Origin of the sequence: Dyadobacter pollutisoli, assembly GCF_026625565.1 — a bacterium.
Lineage (GTDB): Bacteria > Bacteroidota > Bacteroidia > Cytophagales > Spirosomataceae > Dyadobacter > Dyadobacter pollutisoli.
Window position 1 is genome coordinate 6,349,458 of record NZ_CP112998.1, and the last position, 15,088, is coordinate 6,364,545.

At 43.4% G+C, this 15,088-nt stretch carries 13 protein-coding genes and 1 tRNA gene; 5 read left to right on the forward strand and 9 right to left on the reverse strand.

Going from position 1 to position 15,088, the window contains the following annotated elements; genetic code table 11:
• The first annotated feature begins 30 nt into the window (after positions 1-30).
• Positions 31-225, forward strand: coding sequence for a cold-shock protein (locus ON006_RS26225; RefSeq protein WP_026629450.1), 195 nt, complete (start codon positions 31-33; stop codon positions 223-225).
• A 64-nt stretch (positions 226-289) separates the two neighbouring features.
• Here the strand turns inward: ON006_RS26225 and lysS are convergent, their stop codons facing one another.
• On the reverse strand, positions 290-2,005 hold the full coding sequence (gene lysS / locus ON006_RS26230) for a lysine--tRNA ligase (RefSeq protein ID WP_244824202.1): 1,716 nt from the start codon (positions 2,003-2,005) through the stop codon (positions 290-292).
• Positions 2,006-2,178: 173 nt separating this feature from the next.
• Here lysS and ON006_RS26235 point away from each other — a divergent pair, with 173 nt between their 5' ends.
• On the forward strand, positions 2,179-4,668 hold the full coding sequence (locus ON006_RS26235) for an AsmA family protein (RefSeq protein ID WP_244824203.1): 2,490 nt from the start codon (positions 2,179-2,181) through the stop codon (positions 4,666-4,668).
• On the opposite strand, the gene ON006_RS26240 is transcribed toward ON006_RS26235, so the two are convergent.
• Positions 4,669-5,379, reverse strand: a complete 711-nt coding sequence (locus ON006_RS26240; RefSeq protein WP_244824204.1) for a response regulator transcription factor — start codon at positions 5,377-5,379, stop codon at positions 4,669-4,671.
• 87 nt (positions 5,380-5,466) lie between these two features.
• The gene (locus ON006_RS26245) at positions 5,467-6,306 is read right to left on the reverse strand and encodes an SdiA-regulated domain-containing protein (RefSeq protein ID WP_244824205.1); all 840 of its coding nucleotides are present in this window, start codon (positions 6,304-6,306) and stop codon (positions 5,467-5,469) included.
• Between ON006_RS26245 and ON006_RS26250 the strand changes: the two genes are divergently transcribed.
• Positions 6,305-7,522 (forward strand): AI-2E family transporter, encoded by a 1,218-nt coding sequence (locus tag ON006_RS26250; protein ID WP_244824206.1) that lies wholly within the window; start codon positions 6,305-6,307, stop codon positions 7,520-7,522. The genes ON006_RS26245 and ON006_RS26250 overlap by 2 nt on opposite strands.
• Here the strand turns inward: ON006_RS26250 and ON006_RS26255 are convergent.
• The 4 genes from ON006_RS26255 to ON006_RS26270 form a co-directional block, all read right to left on the reverse strand.
• A complete protein-coding gene (locus ON006_RS26255; protein WP_244824241.1) occupies positions 7,519-8,004 on the reverse strand; it encodes a gliding motility lipoprotein GldH in 486 nt (161 codons plus the stop codon). The genes ON006_RS26250 and ON006_RS26255 overlap by 4 nt on opposite strands.
• A 43-nt stretch (positions 8,005-8,047) precedes the next feature.
• Complete coding sequence (locus ON006_RS26260) at positions 8,048-8,548, reverse strand: hypothetical protein (RefSeq protein ID WP_244824207.1); 501 nt, start codon at positions 8,546-8,548, stop codon at positions 8,048-8,050.
• Positions 8,549-8,655: 107 nt separating this feature from the next.
• Positions 8,656-9,453 carry a (Fe-S)-binding protein gene (locus ON006_RS26265; protein WP_244824208.1) on the reverse strand — a complete coding sequence of 266 codons (798 nt, stop codon included), beginning with the start codon at positions 9,451-9,453 and terminating at the stop codon, positions 8,656-8,658.
• Positions 9,454-9,484: 31 nt separating this feature from the next.
• Positions 9,485-10,828 carry a 4Fe-4S dicluster domain-containing protein gene (locus ON006_RS26270; RefSeq protein ID WP_244824209.1) on the reverse strand — a complete coding sequence of 448 codons (1,344 nt, stop codon included), beginning with the start codon at positions 10,826-10,828 and terminating at the stop codon, positions 9,485-9,487.
• Between the two features lie 245 nt (positions 10,829-11,073).
• Between ON006_RS26270 and ON006_RS26275 the strand changes: the two genes are divergently transcribed.
• Positions 11,074-11,146 (forward strand) — tRNA-Phe (locus ON006_RS26275).
• Positions 11,147-11,523: 377 nt separating this feature from the next.
• Positions 11,524-12,648 carry a DNA cytosine methyltransferase gene (locus ON006_RS26280; RefSeq protein WP_244824210.1) on the forward strand — a complete coding sequence of 375 codons (1,125 nt, stop codon included), beginning with the start codon at positions 11,524-11,526 and terminating at the stop codon, positions 12,646-12,648.
• On the opposite strand, the gene ON006_RS26285 is transcribed toward ON006_RS26280, so the two are convergent.
• Both ON006_RS26285 and ON006_RS26290 read right to left on the reverse strand, forming a co-directional pair.
• Positions 12,645-13,655, reverse strand: coding sequence for an O-methyltransferase (locus tag ON006_RS26285; protein ID WP_244824211.1), 1,011 nt, complete (start codon positions 13,653-13,655; stop codon positions 12,645-12,647). The two genes, ON006_RS26280 and ON006_RS26285, sit on opposite strands and share 4 nt — an antisense overlap.
• On the reverse strand, positions 13,652-15,061 hold the full coding sequence (locus tag ON006_RS26290) for an ATP-binding protein (protein ID WP_244824212.1): 1,410 nt from the start codon (positions 15,059-15,061) through the stop codon (positions 13,652-13,654). Before ON006_RS26290 ends, ON006_RS26285 begins: the two co-directional genes overlap by 4 nt.
• Positions 15,062-15,088 lie beyond the last annotated feature (27 nt).

A 15,088-nucleotide genomic window follows, 5' to 3' on the forward strand; every position in this document is an offset into this window, starting at 1 on the left:
CCTTATTTCAATTTTTTTATTTCAACTATTATGCCAACAGGTACTGTAAAATTTTTCAATGAAGCTAAGGGATACGGCTTCATCGTTGAAGACGACACAAACAGAGACATTTTTGTCCATGTGACAGGATTGGGAGGACTTACTATCCGTGAAAATGACCAAGTTGAATACGAAGTCGTTGAGGGTAAAAAAGGACTAAACGCTGTGCAGGTAAAAAAGATATAGTTATATTTTTTTTGCAGAACATTAAAAATGCCGCCCCTCGGAAGCGGCATTTTTAATGTTCATATCAGCCTACCCAGACTTTAACATCGTCCAGCTGCGGCATTTTTTCTTCAATTTTCAGCTTTTTACGCATCCCTCCCAGATCATTGAAAATCTTGTTGGGGCTGGCTGTCTTCAATTGTTCTATCGTTAATATATTCATTTTCTGTAAAGCAGGCACCCAAACAGCTGGTACGCCTGCATCGACGTAATCTGATTCTTTTGCAATTTCTGCTTTCTTTTCCGGGCGCATTTGCGGGAAGAAAATGACTTCCTGAATGCTGGAATTATTGGTCAGAAGCATAGTTAACCTATCGATTCCGATACCTATACCTGACGTTGGCGGCATTCCGTATTCCAGTGACCGGAGAAAATCATCATCCATTTCCATAGCCTCGTCATCCCCGCGCTCCTTTAATGTAAGCTGATCTTCAAATCGCTCACGCTGCTCAATCGGGTCATTCAACTCGGAATATGCATTGGCGATTTCACGACCATTTACAAAAAGCTCGAAACGTTCTACCATTCCCTTTTTGGTGCGGTGCTTTTTCGTAAGCGGTGACATTTCCACAGGGTGGTCAATGATAAATGTCGGCTGTATGATGTGACTTTCAACTTTTTCTCCAAAAATCTCGTCGATAAGCTTGCCTTTACCCATACTATCATTCACTTCCATGCCCCATGCACGGCACTGGGCACGTATAGTAGCCTCGTCGGACGCATCCACATCCAACCCTGTGTATTGATGTATGGCGTCGGTAATACTCAAACGTGGATATGGTCCTGCGAAATCAAGTTCGACATCGCCAAAAGTTGCTTTTGTAGTTCCATTCACAGCCAGAGCTACCTGTTCCAGAACTTGCTCCGTCATCTCCATCATCCACAAATAGTCTTTGTATGCGACATACAGTTCCACCGTCGTGAACTCAGGGTTATGAGTGCGGTCCATTCCTTCATTACGGAACAGTTTCCCAAATTCGTAAACCCCCTCAAATCCACCGACGATCAGTCTTTTCAAGTGCAGCTCAGTAGCAATCCGCAGGTATAAGCCCACATCCAATGCATTGTGATGCGTCGTGAATGGCCTGGCGGCAGCGCCTCCGTGAATGGATTGCAATACCGGTGTTTCTACTTCCAGCCAGCCTTTTGAGTCAAAGTAAGAGCGCATGGTGGTGATAATCCTCGCACGTTTGATGAAGATATCACGCACTTCGGGATTCACGATCAGGTCCACATACCGTTGGCGGTACCTCAGTTCAGGATCGGTAAAACCGTCATGCACATTACCATCTTCGTCACGTTTAACGACAGGCAGAGGCCGAAGGGATTTATTTAAAATTTTAAATTCCTGAACGTGTACGGAAATTTCGCCGGTTTGGGTAGTAAATACAAATCCCGTGACGCCAATGATATCGCCAATGTCGAGCAGCTTCTTGAAAACGGTATTGTAAAGAGTCTTGTCTTCGCCCGGGCAAAGATCGTCACGGCGGAAGTACAATTGTACGCGGCCTGTGCTATCCTGGAACTCGGCAAAAGCGGCGCTTCCCATGATACGAAAACCCATAAGCCTGCCGGCCATGGTCACATGTTTATAATCGATCTTATTGTTCTCGTAGTTTTTAACGATGTCCGCGGCATAAGTATTCACCACAAACTCTTCTGTCGGGTAGGGCTCTATGCCCAGCCGCATTAACTCTTCGCGCTTCTGACGCCTTAATATTTCCTGTTCGCTTAGTAGCATTTGATCAAAATAATTTTTGAAAACGAGATTTTCGGCATTCCAAAATAGTGCGCAAAATTAGTATTTTTTGCCGGGAATAGCGAAGATGGAAACCATTAAGATGCTTTACATGGTTCCTGGAGAATATTTGCTGGCACGTTATTAATGTAACTTACATTAAATCCCTTCAATTCATGTTTGCAAGAGTCTTGAAAATCTTTGGTATCGTTGCCCTTTGTGCCGTGTTCATGTTTGGTGCGGTGGAGTTCTGGGTGTATCGCAACAGAGAAAAGATTTTCCGGGAAGTGCAGGAAGCAGTCAATGAAAGCCTGAATGGAAAACTGGAAATAGGAGACTTCAAATTTCGACCTTTTTATGGTGGTCTTGGCCTTAATTTCACACTTTCTGGCGTCAAATTAACAGATAGTCTTTATCACATTCATCAAAAACCCTTTCTGGAAGCTGAGCAGATTCACGTGGCGCTTGACCTGAAAGGTCTTTATAAGGGTGACATTAAAATCAAGAATCTGATCCTGCAAAACGGGAATCTTAGGTTGTTTGTCCAGCGAAATGGATACTCAAACCTAAGTATTTTTAAATCTCAAAAAGAAAGCAAAGACGAGAAGAGCCCCCGCGATAAAGACGGGATTGTGAAGAAACTTGGAAATCTGCGCTTTGTGAATTTTGACGTTACCTACGCGGATTCTCTTAAACAAAAATATTATGGAGCGATTTTTCGGGATGCAACCAACATTATTACGCTGACGGATTCGACGACCAATGCCAATTTCAATGGTGCAGTTTACTTCCATGGTTTGACATTCAAACCTAAAAAAGGAGGCTTTCTCGTCAATCAGGAAACGAATGTAGCTTTGGCCCTGGCTTATGATGAAGACGCCAAAAACTTAAAAATTTATCCTTCGATATTGGAAAGCGCTACCCACGACAAAATCGGGATCAATGGTGAATTCGACTTTTCAGATACGCTGCGCAACTTCACATTAAATTTTGAGGCGAAGAAAATAGCGGTTAAGAACGCATTACCTCTTTTGACGGCAAGGGTACGGAAGCAGATTGACTCGATCGGAATTCAGACGGACGTGGATACGCAGGTAAAAGTGAAGGGCCAACTTTCGGAAAGGCAGCCGAGGGTTGACGTTTATTTTAATACGGATACTTTTGAATATAATCTGCAGGTCGGGACCTTGCGGAAGATGAAAGCCGAAGGGGTATTTACCAATCAGGGTGATTCGACGCGGATACCGGGGCCTCCCAATTCACGGCTCACCGCGCCAAAGGTGACGGGAATGTTTGAGACCATACCATTTAGCTTAAAACTTGTGATAGACGATTTTCGGCATCCTAAGGCCAAACTGGACGGTCGGATCGAAGGAGATTCGACCAACCTGGGGCAGCTGCTGGACCCGGGCAAGTACCGGATCAAGAATGGCACGGCGACAATCGATTTTCACTTCAATGGCAATCTCAAGAATTTTTATGATCCTGCCAAAGACCGGTTCAACGGGAAGCTTTGGGGAAAAGCATCTCTCAACAACATTTCAATGGATTATCTTCCTCGTAAGGTTCATTTGAAACAGATCAAGGGTGATCTTACTTTTAACGAGTCAGTAGTAGTGCTTCCTGACCTCCACTTTTTTGACGGTCAAAATATGCTTTATGTCAGAGGGACACTAGTGGATTTGATACCTTACTTGTTTGGTTCGCCCAAGCCGCTCAGGGCACAGGTTGACATTAATATTCCAAACTGGCAACTCAACTGGCTGGAAAATTTGCTGGCTCAAAGGGGAAAACAAAGGTATACAGCCAAGAAAAAGCCGCGACTTTCTGAATTGCTGGACGATGCGATCGATAAGATGGAGATCGTGGCCAAGCTGGATTCCAAAACTTTAAAATACCGTCATTTCACGGCCAAGGACGTCAAAGGACAGTTTACCATCAAGAATAACGCGGTGAGTATTGAGTATTTTGTAATGAAAGCCTTCGGACGTGGAAATGTGCGGATTTCGGGTGAAATGGACAATTCTGGTGTAGGCCTTCCGCACCTTTTTTTGCGTGGAAAAATCATGGATGCGGACGTGCATTCCGTTTTTTACTCATTCGACAATTTTGGACAAAAAACCATTACACATGAAAATCTGAAAGGGATACTTACCTCAGATTTTAGTTTTGAATCCAGGTTGAGTAACAACGTCAAGCTGGTACCATCCAGCATGAAGGGGTTATTAAGGATAAACCTGGTGAATGGCTATATCATTAATTTTGAGCCATTTATGAAGATGAAGCGGCTGATTTTCAAAAAGAGAAATTTTGAACGCGTAAAATTTGCACCTATTCATAACGATTTCAAGCTCAGCGGGGAAGAAATTGAAATAGCTCCAATGGAAATAGAATCCAACGTGCTGACCTTGTACATTGACGGGATTTACAGTTTTGCTAAGAAAACCGATATTAATATCCAGATTCCGCTCAGCAATCTCAAAAAGCGGGACTCCACCTACGTCCTTGACCCCAATAATGAACAGAAAAAGGACGGCTCTAAGATCTATCTGCGGGCCATCGATGAAAACGGCGAGGTAAACATCAAGCTCGCATTCCGGAAGAAAAAGGACAAAGACAAGGCCAGGAAAGAAGAAGAGTTTGTTCCCGACACGATCCAGAAGTAATTACTCCCGCTCGTTGCTGAACATATATCCTACGCCTTTCAGAGTTTTAATGTAAGTATCGCCCAGTTTTTCGCGCAGCTTACGAATGTGTACGTCGACTGTTCTTTCGAGTACATAAATGTCGGCTCCCCATATTTTTTGAAGCAACTCGTCCCTGCTAAACACTTTGTTAGGCGTTTGGGCAAGAAAGAAAAGCAGTTCAAATTCCTTTTTTGGCAACACCGTCGATTTTTCACCAGCCTGGGTAACCGTATAATTTTTCCGGTTGATCGACAGGTCAAGGATCTCAATAGTATCTCCGGATTCAGCCTTTTGTGCCTCTCTTCTGAACAATGCATTGATCCGGCTCATCAAAGCGCGGGGCTTAATGGGCTTTGTAATGTAATCGTCAGCGCCAACATCAAACGCAGCAACCTCGGAATATTCTTCGGAACGGGCAGTAAGAAAAAGTATATAGGTGTTCTTGATCTCAGGGTTCTGACGCAGCATGCGTCCAGTTTCGATACCGTCCAGCTGCGGCATCATGATATCAAGCAGTATCAGGTCAGGGATAAACGTCTTGGCAATTTCAATTGCTTTTTTTCCGTTTGAGGCGGTCAGTACTGAGTAGCCTTCCTTGGTTAAATTATATTCGAGGAGTTCAACAATATCAGAATCGTCATCAACTACTAATACTTTCGGTGCTGATGCAGCAGATTTAGCGGTGCTCATTGTTTTTATGATTAAAACGCGATTCGAAATTAGCAGATGTGACGTTCACATTACATGTTTTACATTATTGTTAACATAAACATAATATCACTGATAAGTAATCCGGTACACTGCGCCTTGCTCATTGGTGATCAGCATATCGGTATTGTTCAAAAAAATAAGAGCCTCATTTTGCGCCTTGACCAGACGGAAACAACCCAATGGTTTTTTAAAATTGATCATATTATTCTCAACCCCGAATAAAAGGATTTTACCATAGGTAAGTAAAGCAAAAGTTTTACCGTCCGGGCTGATGTCGGCAGAAGTGACCTGCGTATTGATGTTGATACTGTCTACCGGGGTCAGTACATAGTTTCCGCTTTCAACCGGAAGTTGATACAATTTAACAGATTTGTCCTTTCCCCAGTTTTTAGAAAAAAGGAAAAGATTGTTTTGATGGTAAAAAAATGATTCGCAATCGGATACAGGCAGTTTAGGGCTGCCAGCTTTGTTTTTTTGTTGTGAATAAGTGAATGTAATTTTCTCTGCTGCCGGCTGATCGATGCTCCATTTATAAATATCAAAACTGCTTCGTGGCGCAGCATTGTTGCCAAAGTCGCCTATATATACATTGCCTGCCTGATCCTGGGTGAGATCTTCCCAGTCTGTATTTTTGGCTCCCGGTATTGGTTTTGTAGAAATGAGTTTGCCCGTCAGGTCAAATTCATACAATTCAGGTTTTCCGCCACTATCATTATGAGTCCAGAAAGAATCCTCGTTACTGCCTCTGGCGAGGCCCGAACTTTCATTGGCGACAGTTGGAAGCTTGCCTATTTTCTTAATTTTGTAGTGAGACCGCACTTTCTTGAAATCGTTGATGCGGTGATCTGGCTCACAGGTGCAGAAAACGGTTTTGACAGCAAACCACAGATATATCAACTTATTCATGAATTCAACGTTACGTCCTCTTCCAAACAAAGATAAAGAAACACCCGTTTACATCAAGCTGGCAAGTACCCTGGTCGCTCTGATCGCGACGGTCTATATTCTATTTGTGCTTCGTGAGACTATTATCCCGCTCGCTTTTTCGATTTTACTTGCCATTCTTTTGCATCCCGTCTGTGCCTGGCTCGAACGCCACCGGGTACCACGGATCGGATCGATTTTACTGAGCATCATGACATTGTTTTTTGTGATCATTGTGCTGATATACGTCGTGTCTTTACAAATCGGGAGCTTCGCGGAAGAGCTTCCCAGGATAACCGAAAAGGCGGAAACGATCTTGGATCAAACCCTGACAATGGGAGAAAGATACCTCAATGTCAGTCGTACGCAGCAGGTTAGCGAAGCCAAAAAGTACCTGATCAATGCGCTGAGCGAAGGCAGGGCCGTTTTACTGAATACACTGGTTACTACCACCGGGGCGATTTCGACATTTGTCCTTATCCCGCTTTACATTTTCTTTTTTCTGCTATACCGTGATTTTTTCAGACGATTTGTTCACAAAGCAGTTAAGAATGTACCCAATGAAGATTTGAACCTTCTTTTGAAGAAAATATATGAAGTGATCCAGAGCTATTTGTCCGGGTTGTTTCTGGTTATTTTAATAGTAGGGGTTTTAAATAGCATTGGTCTGTTGATCCTGGGCGTTCCGCATGCGATTTTTTTTGGGTTTTTGGCCGGGTTTCTTATCCTCATTCCCTATATCGGTATCCTGATCGGCTCCATTCTGCCGGCTTTACTTAGCATTGTAACCATGGATTCGCCCTGGTACGCGGTCGGTGTAATTGGTATAATGAGCTTTGTTCAGTTTCTCGAAGGTAATTTCATCACTCCCAACATTGTGGGTTCAAAAGTGAGCGTGAACCCGCTGGCGGCTATTATCGCATTGTTTTTGGGAGGGCAGCTGTGGGGACTATCCGGATTAATTCTCGCATTGCCTGTTACAGCAATACTGAAAGTGATTCTGGACACGATGCCCAGCCTGGAACCTTATGGGTTTCTGTTGGGAGAGCCGGTTCATGAAGTGGAGGAAGAAAAAGCGGAAATACTACGAGAGCAGGTAGCGCAAAAGGAATTCAAGAAGAAACCATATCGTCGCTACCGGAACAAGTCGCGTAAGAAACCGGACGGAAGTGCGCCCGGGCCGGCAACTGAGGCTTAGTTACCTGGTGGCACCACTTTTTCCACACTGATTCCCACACTCATCACAAAAGGAAGCGGGTTCTGCCGCATGGACTGTGAAAGTGTAAAAGTGTAAGTACCGGATCTCTGGAAACGATAATTTTTAAGGAAAGGAATTTTGTGATCAAAAAGGTCTCCGAGACCGTGGCCATACGGTTTTCCTGTGGTTTCATTGGAGAGGTAAACTTCTTCCAGTGTATTAGAAATCAGTTTTTGATCCGGCCCGGTAAAGTTTCTGGTCAGGTACAGATTATAGTACGGATATTGCAATGTGTTCCGCAGCAAATAGTAGATGTTGTAAACCTGTGTCGTGTCCGTAATCTCCACTTTGAAAACAGGCTTATTTTTAATGTACCAAAGGCCGTCATCAATGTCTTCATGCGCTTTGTAGACTACATTTTCATCGCAGCTAGATAAGAACAGACAAAACAAAGAAACAACGGCCAGCCGGATAAACTTCATGAAAGGTTCGGATATATGGATCACAAAGCTAATTTTTTATGCATTATAAGCTTGTCTGTTCAGAGAAATAACGGTTCAGCCAGGAATTAGAAGCAGGAATTTTCCATCTTTTCATCCATTGTGCCTTGGTACTGACCTGATTGTCAAAAACCGTCGTGTGGGGCAGGATTGTTTCATCTATCACAGCTTGTTTGATCTTTGGTACCGGAATGGTCTGAACTTCATCCTCGTCGTCCAGATAAGCCAGTGAACGGTCGAAGAAATCAATATTCATTCTCTGCCCGATTTCCTGCAACCAGTGTACCGATTTGTCGATGGAACATCCGCTGGGCAATTCATCGCGCTCGTCTACTGCAATTACTACAAAACGATGTTCAAAAACCTTTCCCGACGCTGTCAGCGGCTTGCCGTGGGCTTCCCATGTATCCAGTGAAGCTTTGAGGGTCTCCGTAATAATCCCGGTTTCTTCATTCGTCAGTTTTCTGTTAGCCTGATAAACCCAAACACGGGACTGAAAATCGATATCACTAAATGGTATATACATGATTGAATTGGGCTTGTTAAAAGATCATCATATCAGGGTATGACTTTGTAATCGTAAAATTAAAACAACTGTGCTCGGGACTAAGTTCTTCCAAAAAGACCGTCTGGTTACAATCCCTGAGCCTGCGCCACTAACTCTGCAAGGTCGTAAACTTTTACAGAATCCTCTTTTTCTTTGTTTTTGACGCCATCTGTCATCATTACCATACAAAACGGGCAGGCGACAGCAATAGTATTTGCGCCGGTATCAATGGCCTCCTCAATGCGTTCCACATTGATGTCCTTTTTGCCCGGTTCGGGTTCTTTGAACATTTGACCGCCACCGGCGCCGCAGCAAAGGCCTTTGGTACGGCAACGTTTCATCTCCACCAGATCAGCATCCAAAGCCTCCAGCACATTTCGCGGCGCTTCGTAAACATCATTAGCCCTGCCCAAGTAGCAGGAATCGTGAAATGTTATTTTTTTTCCTTTAAAAGCCTGACCGCCTTCCAGCCGTACCCGGCCTTCATTAATAAGTTGCTGCAGATACTCCGAATGATGCATTACATCATAATTGCCACCTAGCTCCGGATATTCATTTTTGAGGGTATTGAAGCAATGAGGGCAGGCAGTCACGATTTTTTTGATGCCATACATGTCCAGTACCTGAATGTTAGACATGGCCAGCATTTGAAATGTAAACTCATTCCCGGCCCGTCTTGCCGGATCGCCCGTACAACTTTCTTCCGTTCCCAGCACAGCGAATTTAATCCCTGCTTTATTTAATATTTTGACAAAAGCGACGGTTACTTTTTTATAGCGATCATCAAATGACCCCGCGCAACCAACCCAGAACAATACTTCCGGAGATTCATTGCTGGCCGCCATTTCAGCCATCGTAGGGACCTTGTATGTGGTTTCATTCATAACATCAAACATTTGAGTGTTCAGAGGCGGCCTATTCGGCAGGTTTGGAATTTAAGCCGTCAGCCCAATTGAACCGGTCGCCGGGCGAGAATCTCCACGGAGCCTGGTTCGTATCCATATTCTGGAACATCATATTCCAGGACGCGGGAGCGTGGGCCTCGTCCATAATTTTGTATCTGCGCAGCTGCAAAATGATATCAAGCGGGTTAATCAGCACCGGACATTCCTGTACGCATGCATTGCAACTGGTACATGCAAGAATTTCTTCTTCCAGAATGTAGTCACCGATCAGGCTTTTTCCATCGTTTTTAAACTCACCTTTATTAGCCTGCATATTTCTGCCAATATCTTCCAGTCGGTCGCGGGTATCCATCATGATCTTGCGAGGCGATAGTTTTTTACCCGTCAGGTTAGCCGGGCAGGCAGAAGTACAGCGGCCGCATTCCGTGCAGGAGTAGGCATCCATTAAGTTTTTCCAGCTCAAATCCTGTACATCCTTTGCTCCAAAACGTTCGGGAACAGCCTGCGCATCACCGGTCTGATTTTCAAGGCCAAGCATGATTTTTACTTCGCTGGTAATTTCAGGCATGTTGTTCATTTTTCCCTTCGGTGTGAGGCGGGAAAAATAAGTGTTTGGAAATGCAAGGACAATGTGTAAATGCTTGGAGTAAGTCACATAGACTGCAAATACAAATATGCCTATAATGTGCAACCACCAAGCGGCACGCTCGTAAATGATCAGCGTACTTTCATTCCAGCCTGCGAAGATCGGTTTCAAGGCTTCGCTAATGAAGAATGGCCCCGACCTCGTATAATGCAAGCTCCCAAGATCCTGCAAAACGCTGTCGGCAGCATTCATGGTTAGTATTGCAAGCATCAGCACAATCTCGAAAACGAGGATCAGTTTACCGTCCAGCTGAGGCCAGCCGTTCATTTCACGGTGCCGGGAAGGTTGCAGCCTTTCTACTTTCACGACACTACGCCTCAATAAAAAGATGCCACAGGCCAACATTACGCCGAGTGCAAGCAGTTCGAAAAAGCCGATCAGAAATGGGTAAAAGGAACCTAAAAGTGGGGCAAACAGGCGATGCGTGCCGAGAATGCCATCCAGCACAATTTCCAGTATCTCTATATTGATGAGTATAAAACCCGCGTAGACAGCAAAGTGAAGTATTCCGATGAGCGGGCGGTCAAACATTTTCTTTTGCCCAAAAGCAATTCGCAGCATGGTAGAAAGGCGTTTTCCGGGTTGATCTTTCCTGTCCTCATCTTTTCCCAGCAGGATGGTTTTTTTAATAATGCCAACTCTTTGGAAAACCAGCCATGCGGTTACTCCAAGGACAGCTATGAAGATGATTTGCTGAATTATGGCCATGATCGTGTACATCAATTGAAACTGGCAGCGCATTGGTATGCAAGCATACTACCAACAAATATGATAAAAATGTGCCATGGTACAAATGGTTTTGAAATTTAATTGAAGGAGTCCATTTGTTAAGACAAAGGTTATCAGCGCAATAGCTTTTATTGGTAAACTAATTGAGAAATATTTTTATAAAAAATTTGTAAAGCCAAAACAGGTTTCTATTTTTGCACTCCCGAAAGGAACCAATTGAGCCTGGTGATGTAGCTCAGTCGGTAGAGCAAAGGACTGAAAATCCTTGTGTCGGCGGTTCGATTCCGTCCATCACCACTTTGAAATGCCATAACGCCTTGATAATCAACGAATTATCAAGGCGTTTTTGTTTTTGGTTTACGAAATGGTTTACAGAGACGGAGTTCGTGACTTCGTCGGTACGATGTTAGATCCTGCAGGGGTTGATGCATTTGTTACTAATTGGCAAGTACGACCTGTCAAAGTCTAATACCGCCGCTTCATACAAAGCACCGATCGGTATCTATCATATTTTCATTTTGGCGTTCCACATCTTAACAAAGCATTAAGTGTTGAAATGGATATTGCCGACGGTTCCGATTCGAAGCCGTGTCTAGTGCAGTAGCGTAGTCACTTTAATATGATTCTACGGTATTTTTTGCTCGTAATTTCCCTATTTTCGCAAAAAGTTTTGTATGTCAAGCGTTCCAAAAGTTATCGATTTGTATTCTGGTGTTGGTGGGCTAAGTCTCGGCGCGGCACGCGCGGGTTTTGAGGTTGTTAGCGCATTCGAAATCGACAAGATGGCGATATCGTCACACGCTCTTAACTTTCCTAATTCAAAACATCATCAGCTAGATATTGGCACTTTGGATGGGAAAAGACTTTTGGAATTGTCGGGGCTCCGCGCCGGTGAGCTTGATGGAATTATTGGTGGTCCCCCCTGTCAAGGGTTCAGTGCAATGGGTAAGAATGATCCTTCTGATTTGCGTAATGATCTTTTTGTACAATTTTTTAGATTGGTAGCTCAGGCGAGACCTCGCTTTTTCCTTGCAGAAAATGTGCCAGGATTAATGAGTCCAAAATATGATGCAATTCGTCAAATCGCGCTCGGATATGTTAAGGATCACTACCAGCTATTTGGACCGTTTAAAATCAAAGCAAGTGATTACGGAGCACCAACTAGCAGAACCAGAATGTTTTTTGTTGGAATTGACACTCATCAGCTTCCAATGCAGCTGGAAACAAATGACCTATCAATGTCCAGCGGAAAGCTATCGACGATAGTAGAGAATGCGTTGGTAGGCTTAAACTCTTTTGTTGATTCAAAATGGCAAACAGAGGCTCAAAGTTGGCAAGTAGTTGATTATTCGTCGATGGGCAATGGATTCTTTGAGCAGCGAATGGTGGATAAGGTTCCGGCGGGCATTGGTGACCGGAATGCCCTTTCGAATCTATTGAGGTCGAAAGTCTCTGGCTTTCTTGGAACAGCGCATACCCCATCCGTCGAACTTCGTTTTGCCCAGCTAAAACATGGCCAGCAGGATCGAATCTCCCGGAGCACTAGACTTGACCCCAAAGGGTATTGTCCAACTCTCCTTGCAGGGACGGGGACGGACAAAGGCAGTTTCCAAGCGGTTAGACCTGTGCACTACACAGTTCCGCGTGTTATTTGCCCTCGTGAAGCCGCTAGGCTGCAGGGATTCCCGGATTGGTTTGTTTTCCATCCGACTAAATGGCACAGTTTTCGACAAATCGGTAACAGTGTAAGTCCGATCGTTGCAGAACAGCTGCTCTCAAAAATCAGTACGTTATTCTAATAAGAGACGCGATGAAATGTCGGATAATATCGGTAATATTTATTGTAGTGATCTAGCATAGAGTCGTGTCTGTGGGCGACACTATCGAATTTGAAGTTCAGTACCTCCTGGAGACTCGCTATATCAGTGCAAGGTATATTTTGGTCGAGAGTTAGTTTTTCCTTCACCGTTAGGGGTGGAACAAGAATTTGCAAACACTTTCCCCATTCCGTGCTTGCCAGCTCCCAATCACCAAGTGCTGTCTCCTCAAAGAGAGCCTCGCTTGTCCCTTCCTTCAAAATTATTCCCGTCACAGTCATCATTTGGTTGATGGAATCCTCATAAAAAAATGAGGTTAATGGCTGAAATAAAAGGCCTGGTCGCATTGTGGACATGGCTTGGGCGGCAGCGACACCAACTGCTCTATTTAATACCAAAGGGTATCGATTGGCCGCGAGGTCGCTCGGGCCGATGTCATTAGGCAGAAAGTTATTAATGCGACTTTTTAGATTTTCGTATCTTCTTTGATTTAGTTCCGCTGTGTTAAAAGCTCTACCATCTTCCTTTCTCTTAGATTGAGAGAACAAAGTATCGAGGTTAGCATTCAATGTGATTTTTATCACGTCTAGTTCATTGGACTTGGTCAGCAGGGATTTAAACTCTCCAAGCTGTGTCTGATGCTGTTTTGAGTCCGCATAATCGAGCCAGATTATATTTTGTTCGTACTTGTCAAATTTGTTAATTATGAAATCATCAGATGTGCAATTTTCTGCAATAATACATCCGAGGGGCTTATTGAACCTTTGACGCGCAAAAATGTTGGCATCTTCTTCAATAGACACCATAGTTGAATTTGCAAAATAAGAATGTACTAGTTTAAAATCCTCAAAGTAAGTACCTCCAAAACTTATATAATTGTATTTTGAAACTGGTATATGTCTATTTAATTTTACCAGTAGCTCAACAAACAACTGACGCTCCACCGCTTTATTCGGGCGTTGATTATAAAAGACGTATCCTCCGCTCATTTTTTAATCTCGTCTAATACATATTCAAAACAGAACTGCCCGATTTCGGAAGGCTTAACAGCCTCTCCTGCATAGTGAACTTGCTGTATTGCGAGAATTTCACTTTGTTTCTTGAAATATTTTATCTGCTTTAAAGGGTCTGCATCTTGAACAATTGGCCTTCTTAAATCGAGGTTAAGCTTCCATTCGTCTCGATCTTTTAACTTTTTCCAATTTTTATCAGGCTCAATCTTTGCTAATTCAAAAACATCTTTCGCAACTGCGTTTTGTGAATATTGTTTTTCTTCATTAGCAAATGCTTTCCAATAGTTTGTGAAATCAGTGAATTTTTTTAAACCTTCTTTCATGAAGTTTTTTACTTGTAGGTACAAATGAGACGATCCGTCTACCCCCCTCTTAGTAGTAGTCAGAGGTAACTTTTCCGCAACGGTTGAGTCAAAAAATACAATACCGTTAATTCCGATGAACTGATTGTGAAAAGAAGGTACCGGCGAATCGCCCCATCCTGTTAAGATGGTTCTATCATTGAAAAGAACCACACGATCATTACAAACTATTGTCCAGCCGGCATCCTCCGAGGATCTTCTGGCAACTATATTGTCTTCAATTTCGTCATCATCAGGCATTGGACGATAAAAGCCTACAATGAGCCTAACATTAACCTCGTCAATAATACCCCTGTACATATATGGTGAGATTGAATTTTCGACAAGATCACCCGTTGGCGAAACCAGGATAGAAATGTTGTCAGGCTCAATATCTTTTCCATTTACATAGACTTTAAACCCTTTATTTAGAATAAAACTGTAATGTTGACCGATCACTTTCGGAAGTTCTACATAAATACTTTTTCCGTTGGCAAAAAATTCGGTGATGTGCTGTGGGAAATTAGTTATATAAATGTCGGTACCTGTTTTGTCTTTGGTTTCAATATCTTCCAATTTCAACTCCCAGCTGTCATCTTTTGTCATCCAGTCAGGTGAAATTTCGATTTTAAAAGCCTCATCTTTAGTATATGACGATACGACGCATGATCTGCCAAGTTTGAATATTGCACGTTTCATCCCAATGCCATACATCCCAACTGTCCGTAGATCTTTATCGCGTTTATCATCTATCCTGCCCATTAAGAAGGCTTTGTATCGTGCGATATCTTTTGAGATTCCGCCACAGTTATCCTTTATTGAAAACTCGTGCTCGTTGAAGTCAATCCTTGCTTCAAAACCTGCGTATGGCTGTGGCGCATCTTCTTGCCCCTCAATACTTCTCAGTATTCCATCGACGCAATTGTCCAGAAGATCTAAAATTGCGTCCCGCACCTCTATATCCCTCGTAAGCATCTCGACAAAAAACCTTTTAGTTGGGTTTGCGTACACCTTGCTTGGATCCTTAACTTCATCAGCCATAAATAATATGTTCGTTCTAATTTTTCT